Annotated in this window: 11 protein-coding genes and 1 pseudogene; 6 read left to right on the top strand and 6 right to left on the bottom strand. The window is 65.4% G+C overall.

The features are described from left to right. Positions 1–660: pseudogene (locus A5777_RS04285) on the top strand (hypothetical protein); the annotation flags it as partial. Positions 661–871: 211 nt separating this feature from the next. On the opposite strand, the gene A5777_RS04280 reads toward A5777_RS04285, so the two are convergent. Beyond that, positions 872–1813, bottom strand: coding sequence for a mechanosensitive ion channel family protein (locus A5777_RS04280; protein WP_064861737.1), 942 nt, complete (start codon positions 1811–1813; stop codon positions 872–874). 45 nt (positions 1814–1858) lie between these two features. Here A5777_RS04280 and A5777_RS04275 point away from each other — a divergent pair, with 45 nt between their 5' ends. Both A5777_RS04275 and A5777_RS04270 read left to right on the top strand, forming a co-directional pair. Next, a complete protein-coding gene (locus tag A5777_RS04275) occupies positions 1859–2893 on the top strand; it encodes a nucleoside hydrolase (protein ID WP_064861736.1) in 1035 nt (344 codons plus the stop codon). A gap of 10 nt (positions 2894–2903) precedes the next feature. Continuing rightward, entirely contained in the window at positions 2904–3854 is a 951-nt protein-coding gene (locus A5777_RS04270) for an LLM class F420-dependent oxidoreductase (RefSeq protein WP_064861735.1), read from the top strand. A gap of 81 nt (positions 3855–3935) precedes the next feature. Here the strand turns inward: A5777_RS04270 and A5777_RS04265 are convergent, their stop codons facing one another. Both A5777_RS04265 and A5777_RS04260 read right to left on the bottom strand, forming a co-directional pair. Next, complete coding sequence (locus tag A5777_RS04265; RefSeq protein WP_231894935.1) at positions 3936–4805, bottom strand: siderophore-interacting protein; 870 nt, start codon at positions 4803–4805, stop codon at positions 3936–3938. A 20-nt stretch (positions 4806–4825) separates the two neighbouring features. After that, positions 4826–6160, bottom strand: coding sequence for a lysine N(6)-hydroxylase/L-ornithine N(5)-oxygenase family protein (locus A5777_RS04260; RefSeq protein WP_064861734.1), 1335 nt, complete (start codon positions 6158–6160; stop codon positions 4826–4828). A gap of 174 nt (positions 6161–6334) precedes the next feature. Here A5777_RS04260 and A5777_RS04255 point away from each other — a divergent pair, with 174 nt between their 5' ends. Beyond that, the gene (locus tag A5777_RS04255) at positions 6335–7645 is read left to right on the top strand and encodes an isochorismate synthase (protein WP_064861733.1); all 1311 of its coding nucleotides are present in this window, start codon (positions 6335–6337) and stop codon (positions 7643–7645) included. On the opposite strand, the gene A5777_RS04250 is transcribed toward A5777_RS04255, so the two are convergent. Genes A5777_RS04250 through A5777_RS04240 form a run of 3 tightly spaced genes read right to left on the bottom strand, consistent with a single transcriptional unit; the run spans position 7604 to position 10690 of the window. Beyond that, positions 7604–8872: a cation:proton antiporter gene (locus A5777_RS04250; protein ID WP_064861732.1), complete on the bottom strand. Its 1269-nt coding sequence runs from the start codon at positions 8870–8872 to the stop codon at positions 7604–7606. The two genes, A5777_RS04255 and A5777_RS04250, sit on opposite strands and share 42 nt — an antisense overlap. Positions 8873–8888: 16 nt before the next feature. Then, a complete protein-coding gene (locus tag A5777_RS04245; protein ID WP_064861731.1) occupies positions 8889–10418 on the bottom strand; it encodes a tryptophan 7-halogenase in 1530 nt (509 codons plus the stop codon). Beyond that, complete coding sequence (locus A5777_RS04240; protein WP_064861730.1) at positions 10415–10690, bottom strand: phosphopantetheine-binding protein; 276 nt, start codon at positions 10688–10690, stop codon at positions 10415–10417. Before A5777_RS04240 ends, A5777_RS04245 begins: the two co-directional genes overlap by 4 nt. Before the next feature lie 195 nt (positions 10691–10885). Here A5777_RS04240 and A5777_RS04235 point away from each other — a divergent pair, with 195 nt between their 5' ends. Both A5777_RS04235 and A5777_RS04230 read left to right on the top strand, forming a co-directional pair. Continuing rightward, positions 10886–14221: a non-ribosomal peptide synthetase gene (locus tag A5777_RS04235; RefSeq protein ID WP_064861729.1), complete on the top strand. Its 3336-nt coding sequence runs from the start codon at positions 10886–10888 to the stop codon at positions 14219–14221. Further along, positions 14218–16244: AMP-binding protein (locus A5777_RS04230; RefSeq protein WP_156529281.1), on the top strand; the 2027-nt coding region annotated here is incomplete at its 3' end. The genes A5777_RS04235 and A5777_RS04230, both read left to right, overlap by 4 nt.

Here is a 16244-nt window from a genome sequence, read left to right as displayed (position 1 = left end):
TGCTGTACTTCCGAGGTGCTGCCATGCTCTCCATCCTTCACAGGTTCGAGAGCCTCCGACGAACCCGGGGCGATTCACGGCCCTGATACCGGACGTGTTGCGTGGCGACTCAACGCCACACCCGGCATGCCCGCAAATCCCGAACGCATCAACCGCATCGCCGACGTCAAAGCCGACTTCCACGACTACCTCACCGCCGAACACACCAACAACCACACCGCCACGGCAGCACGCGCGAGCGGGGCCGGGACAGGCGCCACGGTTACCGCGATCGACGCGCGAGCCTCGGATACAGCCGACACCGAGATGATGGTCGCGGACGCAGTCGGTGCCGAGATGGTGGTCGCCGACGCAGTCGGTGCCTGGATGATGTCGCCACCCTCGACGCCAGGCACGCCGAGCGTGAATGAGCCGACGTTGACCGACATCGAACTAGCACTGGCGGGTTCGATGCGCCCGACCGGTGCCCCACCGCTCAGCGCGCGGGTCGACATCCAATGGAACCTCACCGATCCACCCGACCCCGACCCGTCCACAGACCCCGACGCGCCTACAGGTCCGGCCCCACCAGCCAGCCCCTGGTGGCTCGGCGACGTCGACCCACCCGGAGGCGTCGACCCACCCGGAGGCGTCGACCCACCCTTGGCCGACGCCGCCTGACCGCTGTGTCACCTGACCACCGCGTCACCTGACCACCGCGTCACCTGACCACCGCGTCAACCCGGCCGACACACCCATCCGCTAGCCCGGGCGAGCCGTCGAATCCGGTTGCGCCGCAACCCGTCCACACCCCGCCACCACACCCCGGTGGCGGGGCAGACGTGATTGCTCGGTCGGTCGCCCAGCTTCGCGTACCACGCCCCTGCTGGCGTTAGTTTGGTGACGCGGTGAGCAGTTGGCCCCGCGGATACGGCAATTCGATCCCGTGCTCGTCGTAGGCCCGGAGGATCTCGCGGCGCAGTGTCCGCTGAACCCTCCACTGCGAGTTGGGCTTTGTGGTGACTGTCATTCGCAGGATCAGTTGATCGGCAGAGAGCTCCTGTACACCGAGCATGTCGGGTTCGCCAGTCACATGCTCGGATAATACATCCGACTCCACAGCCGCGTGCGCAGCGGTGAGTGCCACTTCCTGTGCCCTGTCGACATCCGCGGTGAGCGCGACAGGCAGTTCGACGCGGGCAACCGCATACTCCTGGCTCATGTTGCCGACGCGCGCAATCTCGCCGTTGCGGACGTACCAGAGCGTGCCGTCCACGTCGCGCACCGTGGTGATCCGAAGACCAACCGATTCGACCTCTCCCACGGCCTCGCCGAGATCGACGACGTCGCCGACCCCGTACTGATCCTCGAGCAGCATGAAGATCCCCGTCACGAAGTCGCGCACGAGATTCTGAGCGCCGAATCCGATGGCGAGGCCGATCACACCGGCTGAGGCGATGAACGGCGCGATATTCACACCCAGAACGGACAGGATCGCCAGCGCCACCCAGGTGAGAAGAACGATCGACACAACCGACTTCAACACCGACCCGATGGTGCGGGCTCGTTGCGAACGTCGCTGGTTGATCACTGCCCTGCTCGCTCCAGAAGGTGCGCGGTCACGCAGGTGGCGCAGCAGCAGCGGCGTCGAACCCTTCCCTCCGCGTTCGGCCCTATCGCCTGGTGGACGCCGTGTGACGCGGTCGATGAGCCGGTTGCATACGAACCGCACCACCAGCGCAACAATCACGTACCCCACGATCCTGATCGGGTTCTCGATCAGCCATTCCCGATTTGTCTCCGTCCATTCGAAAGCCGTTGTGTACGTTGCCATGAACCCGACCGTACGTATTCGTTACGAATCCATCAGAATTGTGTCGTGACCCAGCGACTCTTCTTCGACTGCGACACCGGTATCGATGATTCGGTCGCACTGCTGTACCTACTTGCCCGCACCGACGTCGACATCGTGGGGATCGCGAGTACCGCGGGCAACGTCCCGGTCGACGTGGTCGCCGCCAACAACCTGGCCTGGTTGTCGCTGTGCGAGCGAGGCGAGATTCCGGTACATCGCGGACCCGACGGTCCGCTTGTCGCACCACTGATGACCACCGAGGACACGCACGGACCGCTGGGCGTCGGATACGCAGAGTTGCCCACATCCGATCTCGTCGTCGCAGACACCGACGCACCAGACGCCTGGGTCGACGCCGCTCAGGCACACGACGGGGAATTGGTCGGGCTGGTCACCGGGCCGCTCACGTCGCTTGCCACCGCGATACGACGCGACTCGAGCCTGCCACGACGACTGCGTCGGCTGGTCATCATGGGTGGCGCGTTTCATGTCCACGGCAACACCACGCCTGTCGCCGAATGGAATGTCGCCGTCGACCCGGAGGCCGCCGCCGAGGTCTTCGCTGCGTTCGGCGTCGACGGTGCGCCCGCCCCGATCATCTGTCCTCTCGATCTCACCGAGACCGTCGCACTTCTCCCCGATCACCTGGTTCGACTGGCGGCCGCGGCAGGCAGCAGTCCCGTCGAGTATCTCGATCCGACGGACGAAGCCGGCATCCGATCAGTTGCCGACAATCCGATCGTGCGTCACCTCGTCGACGCGATGCGCTTCTACCTGGAGTTTCACGATGCTCACGACGAGGGCTACCTCGCTCATCTGCACGATCCGTTTGCCGCGATGGTCGCACTCGACCCGGCGATCGCCGACACCCTGCCCGCCCAGGTCGGTGTCGAGCTCACCGGAGCCCTGACCCGCGGGATGACCGTCGCCGACGAGCGCGGCATGTGGGGCGGAACCCCGAATGCCCGAATCGCAAGAGCAACCGACGTCGACGCCGTGTTCGATCACCTCATCGAGACGATCGCCTCGCTCGCCCGCCACATCGGCGGTTCGGCGTAGCGTCGACGAGGTGACGACACTCGGCTACCAAATCCCGAACTTCACCTACCCCGACACAGCACCCGACCAGCTCTTCCCCACCATCGTCGCGCAGGCCGTCGAAGCGGAGAACTCCGGCTTCGACACCGTCCTGGTGATGGACCACTTCTACCAACTGCCCATCCTCGGCGCCCCGGACGAGCCGATGATCGAGTGCTACACGCTGCTCTCCGCACTCGCCCAGCACACCTCGCGCGTGCGTCTGTCCTCACTGGTCACCGGCAACACCTACCGGAACCCGACGCTGCTGGCGAAAAGCGTCACTGCACTCGACGTCGTGTCGGGTGGTCGTGCTCAACTCGGGATCGGAGCCGGGTGGTTCGAGTTCGAGCATCAGTCACTGGGCTTCGAATTCGGTACCTTCACCGATCGATTCGAGAAGCTCGAAGAAGCACTGCAGATCATCCTGCCGATGTTGCGCGGCGAACGGCCCTCACTCGACGGTAAGTGGTACCACGTCGAAGAGGCCATCAATTCGCCTGCGCCACTTGGCCGTATCCCGGTGATGATCGGTGGTGGTGGCGAGAAGAAGACGTTGCGGATGGTTGCGCAGTACGCCGACGAGTCCAACCTCATCGCCGCGCCCGAGGATCTTCCGAGGAAGCTCGACGTCCTTGCCGCTCACTGCGAACGACTCGGCCGCGATCGGTCGGAGATCACGGTGACCGCGCAGACCTCGGCCTGCATCGCGCCCACCGAGGAGCAGGCCACCGCTGAATTCGAGGCGTATCTCGCACGCAATCCGGCGGCAGAGGTACGTCGAGCATCGACAATCGTCGGTAGTCCCGAACAGGTTGCACAACGATACTCCGCTCTGCTGGAGAGCGGAATCGACGGCGTGACGGTCAACTCTCCCGCCAACGGACATGTCCCCGGCCGTGTGACTCTTCTCGGCGAGACCCTGGCGCCCCTCATCGGGTGACGGGAGGTCGGGACGAACCCCGCACCCGAGCGGGGTTTACTCCCGTGCCGCTTGCCCCGCTGCCTCTTACCCCGCTGTGAACTACTCCGACGCCTCGTCGTCCTCGACGTGGTGGTCGAGGTTGACGGTTCCGGTGCGCCAGTAGCCGTCGACCTTGACGCAGTCCTTGGGCCGACCGAGCTCGCGGCGCAGATGACGTCGAATCGGCTTGAGCGACAACGCCTCACCGGCGAACCAGCTGTAGAAGTTACCTTCGGGGAGGTCCAATTCCTCGACCGCGCGCAGGAGGTTTGTGCCCCTGCCCGCCTGATCGGCTCCACGATGGACGAAGTGGACGCGGGCGTTCGGGCGCTGCGGGAGGTCGATCTCCGTCTCGGATCCGGTGACCTCCGCGAACGCGATGACCGGCTTGTCGTCGGGCAGCTCTTCCAGCCAGCGCGCGAGAGCAGGTAGCGCCGTGTCGTCGGCACCGAGCAGGTACCAGTCGTAGCCGGTCGGATAGATATGGGAGCCGCGCGGACCGAGCATTCCGAGTCGATCGCCCGCAACCGCGCTTCCCGCCCATTTTCCGGCGACACCGTGATCGTGCAGCACGAAATCGATGTCGAGTACGCCGCTCTCACGGTCGAATGCCCGAATGGTGTAGTCGCGGTAGATCGGAAACTTACCCTCGGTGGGCAGCCGCATACCTTCGGCGCCGACGCCGGGCATGACTATCTCGCCGCTCTCGGGATCCGGGAAGAACAGTTTGATGTGGTCGTCGGGTGCCATGTGCACCACGATGAAGCTCTCGGGTGCGCTGATGGAGAACCGCACTCGACGCATGTCCGGACTCAAGTCGATGGTTTCGACCACCTCGACCGTACGTGGCAGCAGGTCGTACATGGTCAACTTGATCTCCGTCGGATGGGGCCTCAAATCCTGCCCCTGCGCGGCGTCGATGCCGGTCACGTTGCTCACCTCTCGAAAACTCAAGCGCCAGAGGCGCTATGGCCAACGGGTACGGCCGCCGGGAGCGGTTGATTCGATCCGCGACCCACGACGGCGTCGAGGATCTCCCCCGATCGGATGGCCACATTCGACAGTAGCGTCGACGTGAGCCCGTGTGTGTGTTCTGAGTTGCCCTGTACGAAGATCTGCCCGGTGATCTCCGACGAGGTCTGCAGCCGGTACGCGCGGTCGAGTACGGGGCGGCCATGTTGATCAGCCGCACAATGAGCAGCCAGATCTCCGAGCATGTCCGCGACAGGCGTCGGCTCGAATCCGGTCGCGAACACGACGGCGTCGCAGTCGAGGTCGATGACCTCACCCGTCGTGCGGTGTGCGATGCGTAACCGTGCGACGTCGTCGGTCTCGTCGAGGTCGGTGACCTCGGTCGCGCCGTGTACGAAGAGGCGGCGATTTCCCGATACGCGCTCGGTGTACTCGCGTCCGTACAGGTCCTGGATCAGGACCGGATCGACCGCCGAGTAGTTCGTGCTGCGGTGGTACTGGAGCAGACGGTCGCGCCACGCCGGCTCAGCCGAGAAATACTCGTCGACGGCCTCGGCGTCGAAGATGCGGTTGGCATAGGGACTGTCATCGGCCGGCGTGTAGCCGTACTTGGAGAAAACGGCGTGCACTTCGGCGCCTGTCGTTTCGTGCAGGAAGGCAGCAACCTCCGCGGCACTCTGACCCGCGCCGATCACGGCGAACCTGCGGTGCGTCAGTGGCGGGAGCTTGGCGAGGTTGGGAAGCACGTGATGGTTGTGAAATACCCGCGGGCCTGCGACGACACCTGCGGGGAGCTTCGCTCGCAGCCCTCCGCCGAGGACCAGGTTTCGTGCGCGCACGCTCTCGCCCGACGTCGAGGCGATCTCGAACGCACCGTCGGCGAACGTGACCGAGCTGATCTCCGAGCCGTAGTCGACCGGTACCGACACGCGTTCCGCGGCCCACCGGAGGTAGTCGTGGAATTCGACGCGCAGTGGGAAGAAGTCCTGACGATTGATGAAGTGTCCCAGACGATCGTGCTCGTTGAGGTAGCTCAGGAACGAGTACGAACTCGACGTATTACGTTGCGTCACCAGATCTTTGAGAAACGACACCTGCATCGTCGCTCCGGGCAGGAGCATGCCGGGATGCCACCCGAACTGGGACTTCTTCTCGAAGAACCTGGCGTTGATCCCGCCGTTGCGTACCGCCCTCTTGTCGTTGCGTACCGCGCGCTCGTCGTTGTACTCCTCGACCGCGATGGCCAAAGCCAGGTTCGACGGTCCGAAACCGATGCCAGCGATATCGAGTTCGGAGTTCCGCTCACTACACACGCGCCACTCCCTAGATCGTCGTGATTTCCGTGGGCCAATGCCCACGCAATGCGAGGTAAGTCTAACCTAATCATCAGCTTGTGTTCATGTACCCCCCGCGACGCGAAACTCGCACACGTCAGCAGACATCAGCACACACCGAATCCGCATCGAACGAGGAGGACGACCGGCGCCATGACACTTTCGACCTCGCCAGGGCCCGTGGACGGTTCCGGCGCGCAGGCCGCGCTCATCGACGAATCACTCTTGGCTGCAAACCATTTCGATCTCTACGGACTCGATTATCACTGTTCTGCCAGCGGTGCTGTGGCCTCGTTCGACGATCCCTCGCGCGCAGCCGAGTCACTCGCGCGCGGTGAGCACTCAGCGATCGTCGGTGCTCTCGCATTCGACACCGACGCGCCAAGCGCGCTGACCGCACCCGCGCACATCCGCTTCGACGTGCCACCCAACTCCTGGCCCACAGCTGGGCTGGCCACGGCAGCAGGCCCGATCACCGAAGCCCGCGTGGTCGCCGCGGAACCGCTCCGTGAAGAACACCGTGCCAGGGTCGCCGCAGCGGTCACAGTGCTCGCCGACTCGACCACTCCGCTGGCCAAGGTGGTACTCGCACGAAAGCTGTTGTTGGACACCACGCCGAGGTTGACACCGGCGGTGTTCCTGGCCGCCCTCGCCGCACAGAACCCGCATTCGGGACTGTTCCGCACGGAGCTCACTTCCGCGGGAGACGCCTACCGAGGCCGACATCTCGTGGGCGCGAGTCCCGAGGTACTCGTACGACGATGCGGACGTCAGGTGAGCGCTCACCCGCTCGCCGGTTCCACTCCACGCCATCATGACCCCAGCGTCGACGCCGAGCGCGCTGCGACGCTGAACTCGTCGGCGAAGGATCTCGCTGAGCACCGTTTCGTCGTCGATGCTCTGCGCAGTGCGCTCGCGCCGCTGTGCACCCGACTCGACGTACCCGATGCGCCAAGCATCGTGGGCACGTCGTCGATGTGGCACCTGGGCACGCCGATCGTCGGCGAACTGGCCGACCCGTCGACAACGGCCCTCGACCTCGCGATCGCCGTTCATCCCACCCCCGCGGTGTGCGGGACTCCCACCGGCGCAGCCAGGGAGTACATCCTCGCGACGGAGGGCGACCGTGGTTTCTACGGAGGTGCCGTCGGATGGTGCATCGGGAATCTCTCCCCCGACGATCATTCTCCCGACGATCTGCCCCACGCCGCGCGCCACGAAGTACTGCGCGGCGCCGACGGGCTGACAGTGTCGGACAGCAGGACTCCGCACGGCGCTGTGGCCCCTGGAGACGGCGAGTGGCTCGTGGCTATCCGGTGTGCGGAAATCGACTCGCGCACAGGAGCTCTGGCGACCTGGGCGGGTGGCGGTATCGTCGCCGACTCCGATCCCGACGCGGAAGTGGCGGAGACCACGGCCAAGCTACGTACCGTGCTGCGCGCTCTCGGCACCGACGAGATCTGACCTACCGGCGTCCGGCCGACATCGGCGCGCTGCAGCCACGAGCATCGGTCCCGCCATCACCGACGTGACCACCGCCATGACGACGACGATCATGTAGGTCTCTTCACTGAAGATTCCGAGACTCAATCCCGTTGTCGCGATGATGATCTCGACGACCCCGCGAGCGTTGAGCCCGCTCCCGACCGCCATCGACTCCCACCGGGACAATCGCGCAAGGCGAGCCCCGACGTAGCCGCCAACCAGCTTGGCGACGACGGCGACGGCGATCACCCCGACCGCCACTCCGGCAACTCCCGGAGAAGCGAGAGCCCTCAGGTCGACGTGTAAGCCGGCCGAGGCGAGGAACACCGGCGCAAGCACAGCCGTGGTGACCAAGCGGAGCGGCGTCACGACGCGCTCGGGACGTCGACCACAGGCGATCCCGGCAAGTAGTGCTCCGAGAACAGCCTCGAGATGCATCGCGTCGGTCGCCGCGGCACCGGCGACCATCGTGATCACCATCACCGCTGCCGACTGCGCATCGTGGCCACCGGATTCCAAGCGGGTCAACAGACGTCCGATCACCGGTCGCGCGACAAGCGCCACGGCAATCGAACCGATCATCGCCAGCAGCGTCAACGGCAGGTGCCAGCCGCGCAACCCCACGGTGACCATGGCTGACACCGCCGCGAGCGCCACCCAGGCGGCAAGGTCGGTGAGAGTGCCCGCCGACAGGATGAGCCGACCGAGCCTCGTCGGCAGCAGATGCAGGTCTCCGAGGATCCGAGCGATCACGGGAATCGCACTGACCGACATCGCGACACCGAGCAGAACTGCGAATTCTGTTGTGCTCGTGCCATCACCTGCGTTCGTACCGTCGCCGAGATATCGGGCAGGCAGCACCAGTCCGAGTCCGATGCCTGCGACGAGCGGAATCACGAAGGAGACACCGCTGATGACGCCGATCTTGCGCGCGTTTCCACGCACGAACGGACCGTCGAGCTCCGTCGCTGCAAGCCCGACGAGCAACACCACGGCGAGCGTGCCGACCGCGGATATCGCTGTGGTCGGCGTGCCGTCTGCGCTGACGACCACTCCCGTGACGTGCGGTGCCACCATGCCGAGGACCGACGGACCGAGCAGCACGCCCGCGACCAATTCGCCTGCCATCGAGGGGAATCCGAGCCGACGCGCGATCGCTCCGCACACGACTGCCGTTCCGAGGAGCAGCGCCAACGCTGTCAGCATGGCGGGCGTTGGCCGATCAGACGGTAGCCGGGGCGGGTTCGGCCCAACTCAGGCCGTCAGCCGATGGAACAAGCCCACCGTCGAGTAAGGGCGGTTCGGTCCCGTCGGTACCGACTGCCCCGCGTGCCTGGAACGCGTTCATCTCCTCCATGACGTCACGCACGACCTGCGTACCGAAGAGATGCCCCATCCGCTGACCCGAGTCGGTGTCCATGCCGCCGGTTCGCTCGGCCGCCTCGGTGAGAGCGGCCGTCGACGCAGAGAAGCGCTCGATGATCTGTTCCGGGTCGGTGAGAGCCTGTTCGCCGGAGTAGGCGCCCGCGACCAGCGACACGAATGCGGTCATGTCGTTCCGGTCGAAGTTGGTGACCTTACGCGCCTTCCAGAAGTACGAGTCCTCGGACTGCTCCATGTCATAGAAAGCCGACAAGAACTCATAGAAGACCGCGTACTCGCGACGGTACCGACCCTCGAACTCGGTGAACGCCCGCTCCTCGGTCATCGCACCTGCCAGCACACTGTTGATCGACCGCGCCGCCAGCACACCCGAGTAGGTCGCGAGATGAACCCCGGTGGAGAACACCGGATCGATGAAGCACGCGGCATCGCCGACGAGCACCATTCCGTTGCCCCAGAAGCGGGTGTTGGCATACGAATAGTCCTTGCGGATTCGGATCTCACCGTAGGTGCCCTCAGTGACGCGTGTGGCGTCGGACAGCATGTCCTTCACGATCTCGCAGCGATCAACGTAGTGCAGCAGTGTCTCTTCCTGCGCATTGAGCACGTGCTCGGCCTTGTCGCGCGAGATCACGGCTCCGACGCTGGTCAGCGTGTCCGACAGCGGGATGTACCACATCCATCCCTCGTCGAACGCAGCGCAGAGGATGTTGCCGCTGTCCGGCGCGGGGAAGCGCTTGCCGTTCTCGAAGTATCCGAACACCGCGACGTTCTGGAAGAAGTCGGAGTAAATCCTCTCTCCGCCTGCATGTTTCGACAAACGCGTCGTGTTACCCGACGCATCGACGACGAACTTCGCGTCGATCCGGTGCTCGACCCGGTCGGCGTCGACGTACCGGATACCCGTGACCCGGCCGGACTCGTCGGTGATGGTCCCGTTGACCCTGCTGCGCTGCCGCACGTCGACTCCCTGCTCCGCGGCGTTCTCGAGCAGAATCTGGTCGAACTTCATGCGCTCGACCTGGTACGCGTATGACCCCTCACCCGCGAACTCCGGCGAGATGGCAAACAGGAAGTTCCACGGCACCGGATTCTTGCCCCAGCGGAAGCTGCCGCCCCGTTTGTGCATGAATCCCGCGTTCTTGATCTTCTCGTCGACGCCGAGTAGTCGGCATACGCCGTGAATCGTTGAGGGAAGCAGTGATTCGCCGATCTGGTACCGGGGAAACGACTCCTTCTCCAACTGCACCACGCGGTGGCCGCTGCGAGCCAGCAGTGTCGCGACCGTCGACCCTCCCGGTCCGCCGCCAACGACGACGACGTCGGCTGTCTCACTGATCGGTTCCCCGCCGTGGGTGACGTCGCTCATCGGAGCTCTCCCTCGTTGGCGCCGGAAACGCTCTCCGCGGTGAGCTCACGAACCCAGGAGCCGACGACCGGATCGGCGGCCATACTCACCAGATCAGCCCTGTGTGCACCAGCGGCGCGCCAACGTTCGATCAGTGACATCAGCCGCACCGAGTCCAAACCGACGTCGAGAACGTTTGTGTCATCGGTGATTTCGCTCTCGTCCACACCCAGGATGCCGGCAATGTCGGCGATGATCCGTTCTCGGGTGAGTACCGTATTCGTTGTGGCCATGCCGTCCTCTCTGATGACGTGCAGTGAATCGCGAGCACCGAGGCTCGTTCTCTGGTAAGCATAGGCTTACCAAATTTAGAGAAGAGGCCCGCCCCTACGCTCCGCTAAGGCTAGGGTAAGCTAACTGCTTATGGTTGGCTGCTGTCGTCGATTGCCTGAGATCGCCGCATTACCGACTGCCCGGGTGGGGTGTTGATGCGCGCCACGTCAGCGCAGCAGGGATTGTGGTTCGCTCATCGAGTCGCGCCGAATCCCGATGTGTTCACCATCGGTCAGCTCGTCGACTTCGACGCTCGGCCCGAACCTGGTCGCCTCTCCGCCGCCGTTCGCCAAGCCGTCGCTGAAGCCGACGGATTGCGCTCGGTGTTCTCCGAACAGGACGGCGGCGTGACTGTCGAACTCGGCGCACCGATCGAGGTCGCCGATCACGATCTCGGCGACGACGCCGACGCAATCGATGAGTATGCGCAAGCCGCGGTCCAGGTGGCGATAGACCCCGCATCCGGCCCATGCGCAGTCGTCGAGATCTTGCATGCGGGCGGGTGCACGGCACTACTCGTCGTCGCACATCACATCGTGATCGATGCCTACGGCCTCGGTCTGCTTGTTCGACGCATCGGCCGCCTCTACGCGGATCCGGGTGATACCCGACGCCTCGGGAGCGTCGTCGACCTTCCGCCGGAACCCGATGCCGGTGCGAGCGCAGCATTCTGGAGCCGCGAGCTCGCGCGCGTCACTGGTCCCCTGACCTTGGGCGACACGCCACGTGGCCATCGGATCGCAGCCGCTGTGCACACGACTCGATCCGTAGTCGGCGGTGCGGGCGGAGCCGCGATGTCTCCTGATCGTCTCGCCGCCGCCGTTGCGGCGTTCTGTGCGCGCGCGACCGACAGCGACGACGTCGTGATCGGCTTCCCGATGATGAACCGATTCGGCTCTCCCACAGCCAATGTCGTGTGCACGACGGTCAATGTCGTCCCGCTGCGCGTTACGGTCGCACCTGCGGTGACGGCCGACGAGCTCGCCGCCGACGCCGCCGCTGGGATTCGCCGGATCGCTCCCCATGCGCGTTACCGCGGCGAGGACATTCTCCGCGACGCACGACGCCGCGCTGTCGACGGTGTCGTGGGACCGACGGTCAACGTCAAGCCCTTTGGCTCCACCGTCACCTTCGAAGCCGGAACTCCCGAGTCCCGAAGTGCCGAATCCCGAACACCCGATTCCCCAACACCTGATTCCTCAAGTACCGAATCACTCGCCGCCTGCGCGATTACCGCGACGGTCCGCTCGCTGCGTCGTGGTCCGGTTGTCGATCTCTCGATCACAGCGCTCGACCTCGGGCCGTCGGACCCCGACCGCTCCAGCCCCGACCGCTCCAACCCCGACCGCTCGGACCTGGAACTCACAGTCGACGCCGACGCAGCCATCTACAGCCGAGCACACGCCGCTCGGATCGCCGACTCACTTGCGGCATTCGTCGGCGAATTCCTGCGTGAGCCGACACGTCCCGTCGGCGCCATGCGGATCGTCGAGCACATATCCGATGGGCCAGAATCCGATGGGCCAGAATCCGGTGCGCCCGACACCCGGCGAGCACACGTGGTGGTTCTCCCTTCCGGCACGACAGCACCGATCGACCCGACCCCGCTCGATGCCCGCATCGCGGCTGCCGAACCCGATACGATCGCGGTGCGATTCGGCGACGACACCATTGATTTTCGCGAACTCAATCGTCGCGCAGACGACCTCGTGGCACGCCTGGGCCCAGTCGTTCCCGACTCGGTCATCGCGATCGCACTCCCCCGTGGCATCGACCTGATCGTCGCGTTGGTCGCCGTGATGCGTAGTGGCGCAGCCTTTCTCCCGCTCGATCCTGGATTTCCTGCCCACCGCAGAGAAGCCAGCATCGCCGACGCCGCACCTGTCGCCATCATCGAAGCTCCCATAACCGAACCCGCCGTCGTGGCATCCGGAGGCCGCCATGTTCAGATCCGTCGCCTATCCGATCCGCGCCCACTGCCGGTCACGGCCATGTCGGGCGACCCGGTCGGCAACTCGGCTGCCTACTTGATCTACACGTCGGGGTCGACGGGCACACCGAAGGGTGTGGTGATCCCGCACCGTGCCCTGCGGAACTTCGCCGATCACATGGTCAGTGGACTAGGCCTGGGGCCGCGCAGGTCTCTGCTGGCGGTGACGACGATATCGTTCGACATCGCACTCTTGGAGACACTCGTGCCGCTGTCGGCGGGAGCATGTGTGGTTCTTGCCGACAACGACGACATCCACGATCCGGCGCGACTCGCGGCGCTCATCTCGCGACACCGGCCGGACGTGGTCCAGGCCACGCCGTCGTTGTGGTCGGCATTTCTCGGTGCGGGATGGGGGTCCGCACTGGCGAATGTCGACGTCCTCGTCGGCGGCGAGCAGTTGCCCTCCGACGTCGCTCGAGGTCTCGTCGCTTCCGCACGGTCGGTGCGCAACATGTACGGACCGACAGAGACGACGATCTGGTCGACGACGGCTGAGGTCGACGACGACGCCGACGTCACCATAGGCACACCGATCGCGAATACCGGTGTCCGCGTGCTTGATTCGACGTTGCACCCGGTGCCCGTCGGACGTGTCGGCGAGCTCTATCTCAGCGGCGACGGACTCGCTCGCGGATACCGCGGCCTGCCCGGCATGACCGCCGCCCGATTCGTCGCCGACCCGTTCACCGACGGCGCGCGCATGTATCGCACCGGAGATCTGGCGCGCATCCGCCCGGACGGACGGCTCGACTGCCTCGGCCGCACCGACCACCAGGTCAAGGTGCGCGGGTTCCGAGTCGAACTAGGCGACATCGAGACCGCACTCTCCGCCCTCCCCGCCGTCGCGGGCGCGGTGGTGACCTCCGTGGACGGGCGACTCGTCGGCTACGTCACCACGCACTCCGACAGCAGCTCTGCTGACAACACAGACTCTGCCTACAACACAGCGCTGGCACAGTCGTGGCGGAGCGAACTCGCCACGATCCTCCCCGACTACATGGTGCCGTCAGCGCTCGTCGTGCTCGATGAGTTTCCCCTCACGCCCAACGGCAAGATCGATCGACGAGCACTGCCCGCCCCCGACTATGCCGCGCAGGCCGCCCGATCGCGACCGCCATCGGGTCCTGTCGAGACCGAGCTCGCCGACGTATTCGCCTCGGTGCTCGGACTTCCCACGGTCGGTGCGGAGGACAACTTCTTCGCGCTCGGCGGCGACAGCATCGTCGCCGTGCGAGTGGTCAGCGCGGCGGCATCGGTCGGCTGGGAGATCACGCCACTGGAGATCTTCGACCATCCCACGGTCGAGGGACTGGCATCGGTCGCGCGCAGCGTCAGCAACGCAGAACCCGCCCACCAGCAGTTCCCGACAGACCAGCAATTCCCGAGAGACCAGCGGTTCTCGGCAGACCAACCGTTCTCTGCAGACCGGGCGGGCGCCACTACTGCGGGGATTGACGACGACGAACTCAACGAACTGATGGAGGGTGACCTGCTGTGAGCGCAGCGCTCGAAGACGTCCTACCCCTCACCGGTCTGCAGGAAGCGATCGTCTACCGATCGACGGCCCCCCGTGGCGCCGATGACGTCGATCCGTATCTGATCCTCGCCGACCTCGATCTCACGACCGTCCTCCCACAGGAAGTAGACGTCGACCGGCTTCGTGAGGCAATCGCGACGGTCACCGCTCGACACGCGATGCTGCGAACCTCTTACACACGTCGACGGACCGGCGAGCCCGTCGCGCGCGTGCACACCGCGGTCGAGGTGCAACTGCCCGTCGTCGACATCTCCACTCTCGACGACGGCCTTGACACACTGCGCGCCGACGCCCGCTCAGCCGGCATTGCACTGACTTCACCTCCGCCACTGCGCTTTACACTCGCGACCGATTCCGGCCGCCCTCGCTGGCTGTTCGTCGTGGCACACCACGTTGCTCTGGACGGGTGGTCGCTGCACCTGATGTTCAGCGAGATCCTGCGCGCGTACCGTGGCGACACGCTCGCGCCGATACGCCCGATCAGCGACTACGCACGCTGGATTGCCTCACGGGGTCGCGATGTCGGTCCGTGGGTCGATGCCCTCGCGGATCTCGAGGCGTCGACGATCATGGACATCGTCGAGCCGACCACGCCAAGCGTGCCGTTACGCACACGCCTGAGCGTCCACGTATCCGCCGCGTTGCGTGACGTGGCGACGCAGTCGTCGGCGACACTCAACACCGTCATCCAACTCGCGTGGGCGCTTGTCCTCGCTGACCGCAACGACAGCGACGACGTCGTTTTCGCAACGGTCGTCTCGGGACGGGATCCCTCGGTGCCCGGCGTCGACGAGATGGTCGGCATGCTCATCAACACGGTCCCGGTTCGGGTGCGCATCGACCCGGGCGAGACCGTCGGCAGCACGCTGACACGACTGCAGCGCGAGCAACTCGCCCTGCTCAGCAGCCATCACGTGCCGCTGGCCGACATCATCTCGGCAGTCGACCTCGGCGGCCCGATCTCGTCGCTCGTCGTGTTCGAGAGCTTCCCTCGCGGAGATGTGCGCCCCCGCATCGAGGATGACAACGACTTCACCGCAACGCTTCTCGTCGAGGACGAACCCTCGATCGGGCTGGTACTCGAACGGCGTGGAGCCGACCCGCATCTGCTCGAGGAGGTCATCGCCTGGCTGACTCTGCTCGCGCACTCGCGTGAGGAACTCCTTGGTAGCCTCACGGTGACCCAGTCGGCCACGACCCCGCCGCCAGAATCGCTCCCCTCAGAATCGCTGCCATATGTCCCGGTGGCCCAGCAGATCTCGGATGCCGCACTACGCCGTGCACGACGAACCGCACTCGTCTCGGGTAACCGACGCGTCGGCTACCGCGAGCTGGATGTGCTCGCGGCGCGAACCGCTCATGTACTGAGCGCTCGCGGCATCGAATCCGAATCCGTTGTCGCAGTGGCATTGCCGCGTGGCATCGACATGGTCGTCGCGATCCTTGCCGTTGCCCGTCTCGGTGCGGTCGTCGCACCGATCGACCCGACCTACCCTCCGGCTCGTATTCGATTCATGCTCGACGACGCCGCTCCCGTACTCGTGCTCGACGAGCAGACCTTCGACGAGGTTCGCGCCGACGCCGTCGATTCGCCCGAACGAGCCCCGCACACGCCGCATCCCGAGTCCGCCGCGTATCTGATCTACACGTCAGGATCGACCGGGACACCGAAGGGCGTTGTGGGTACAGCTGCGGCGCTGGCGAATCGCATCGCGTGGGCCGCGCAGCGGTGGGACGGATCCGTCGTGCTCGCCAAAAGCGCCATCGCGTTCATCGACGGCACCACAGAGATCCTCGGCGCACTGGCGGCAGGCGCAACGGTCGCCATCGCGGACGACACTTCCGCGCGCGACCCGATGGCACTCGTCGAGCTGGTCGACCGCCACGCCGTCGACCAGGTCACAGCCGTGCCGTCGTTGGCGAGAGCACTCGTCGACCTCGCCCTGGAGAGCCGCGGCACCGACAATCCGGTCACCGACAGCCC

This window comes from Gordonia sp. 852002-10350_SCH5691597, assembly GCF_001665715.1.
In the GTDB taxonomy this organism is placed as follows: Bacteria; Actinomycetota; Actinomycetes; order Mycobacteriales; family Mycobacteriaceae; genus Gordonia; species Gordonia sputi.
Note: the sequence above shows the minus strand (reverse complement) of the source record. Positions and strands in the feature narration are given on the sequence as shown.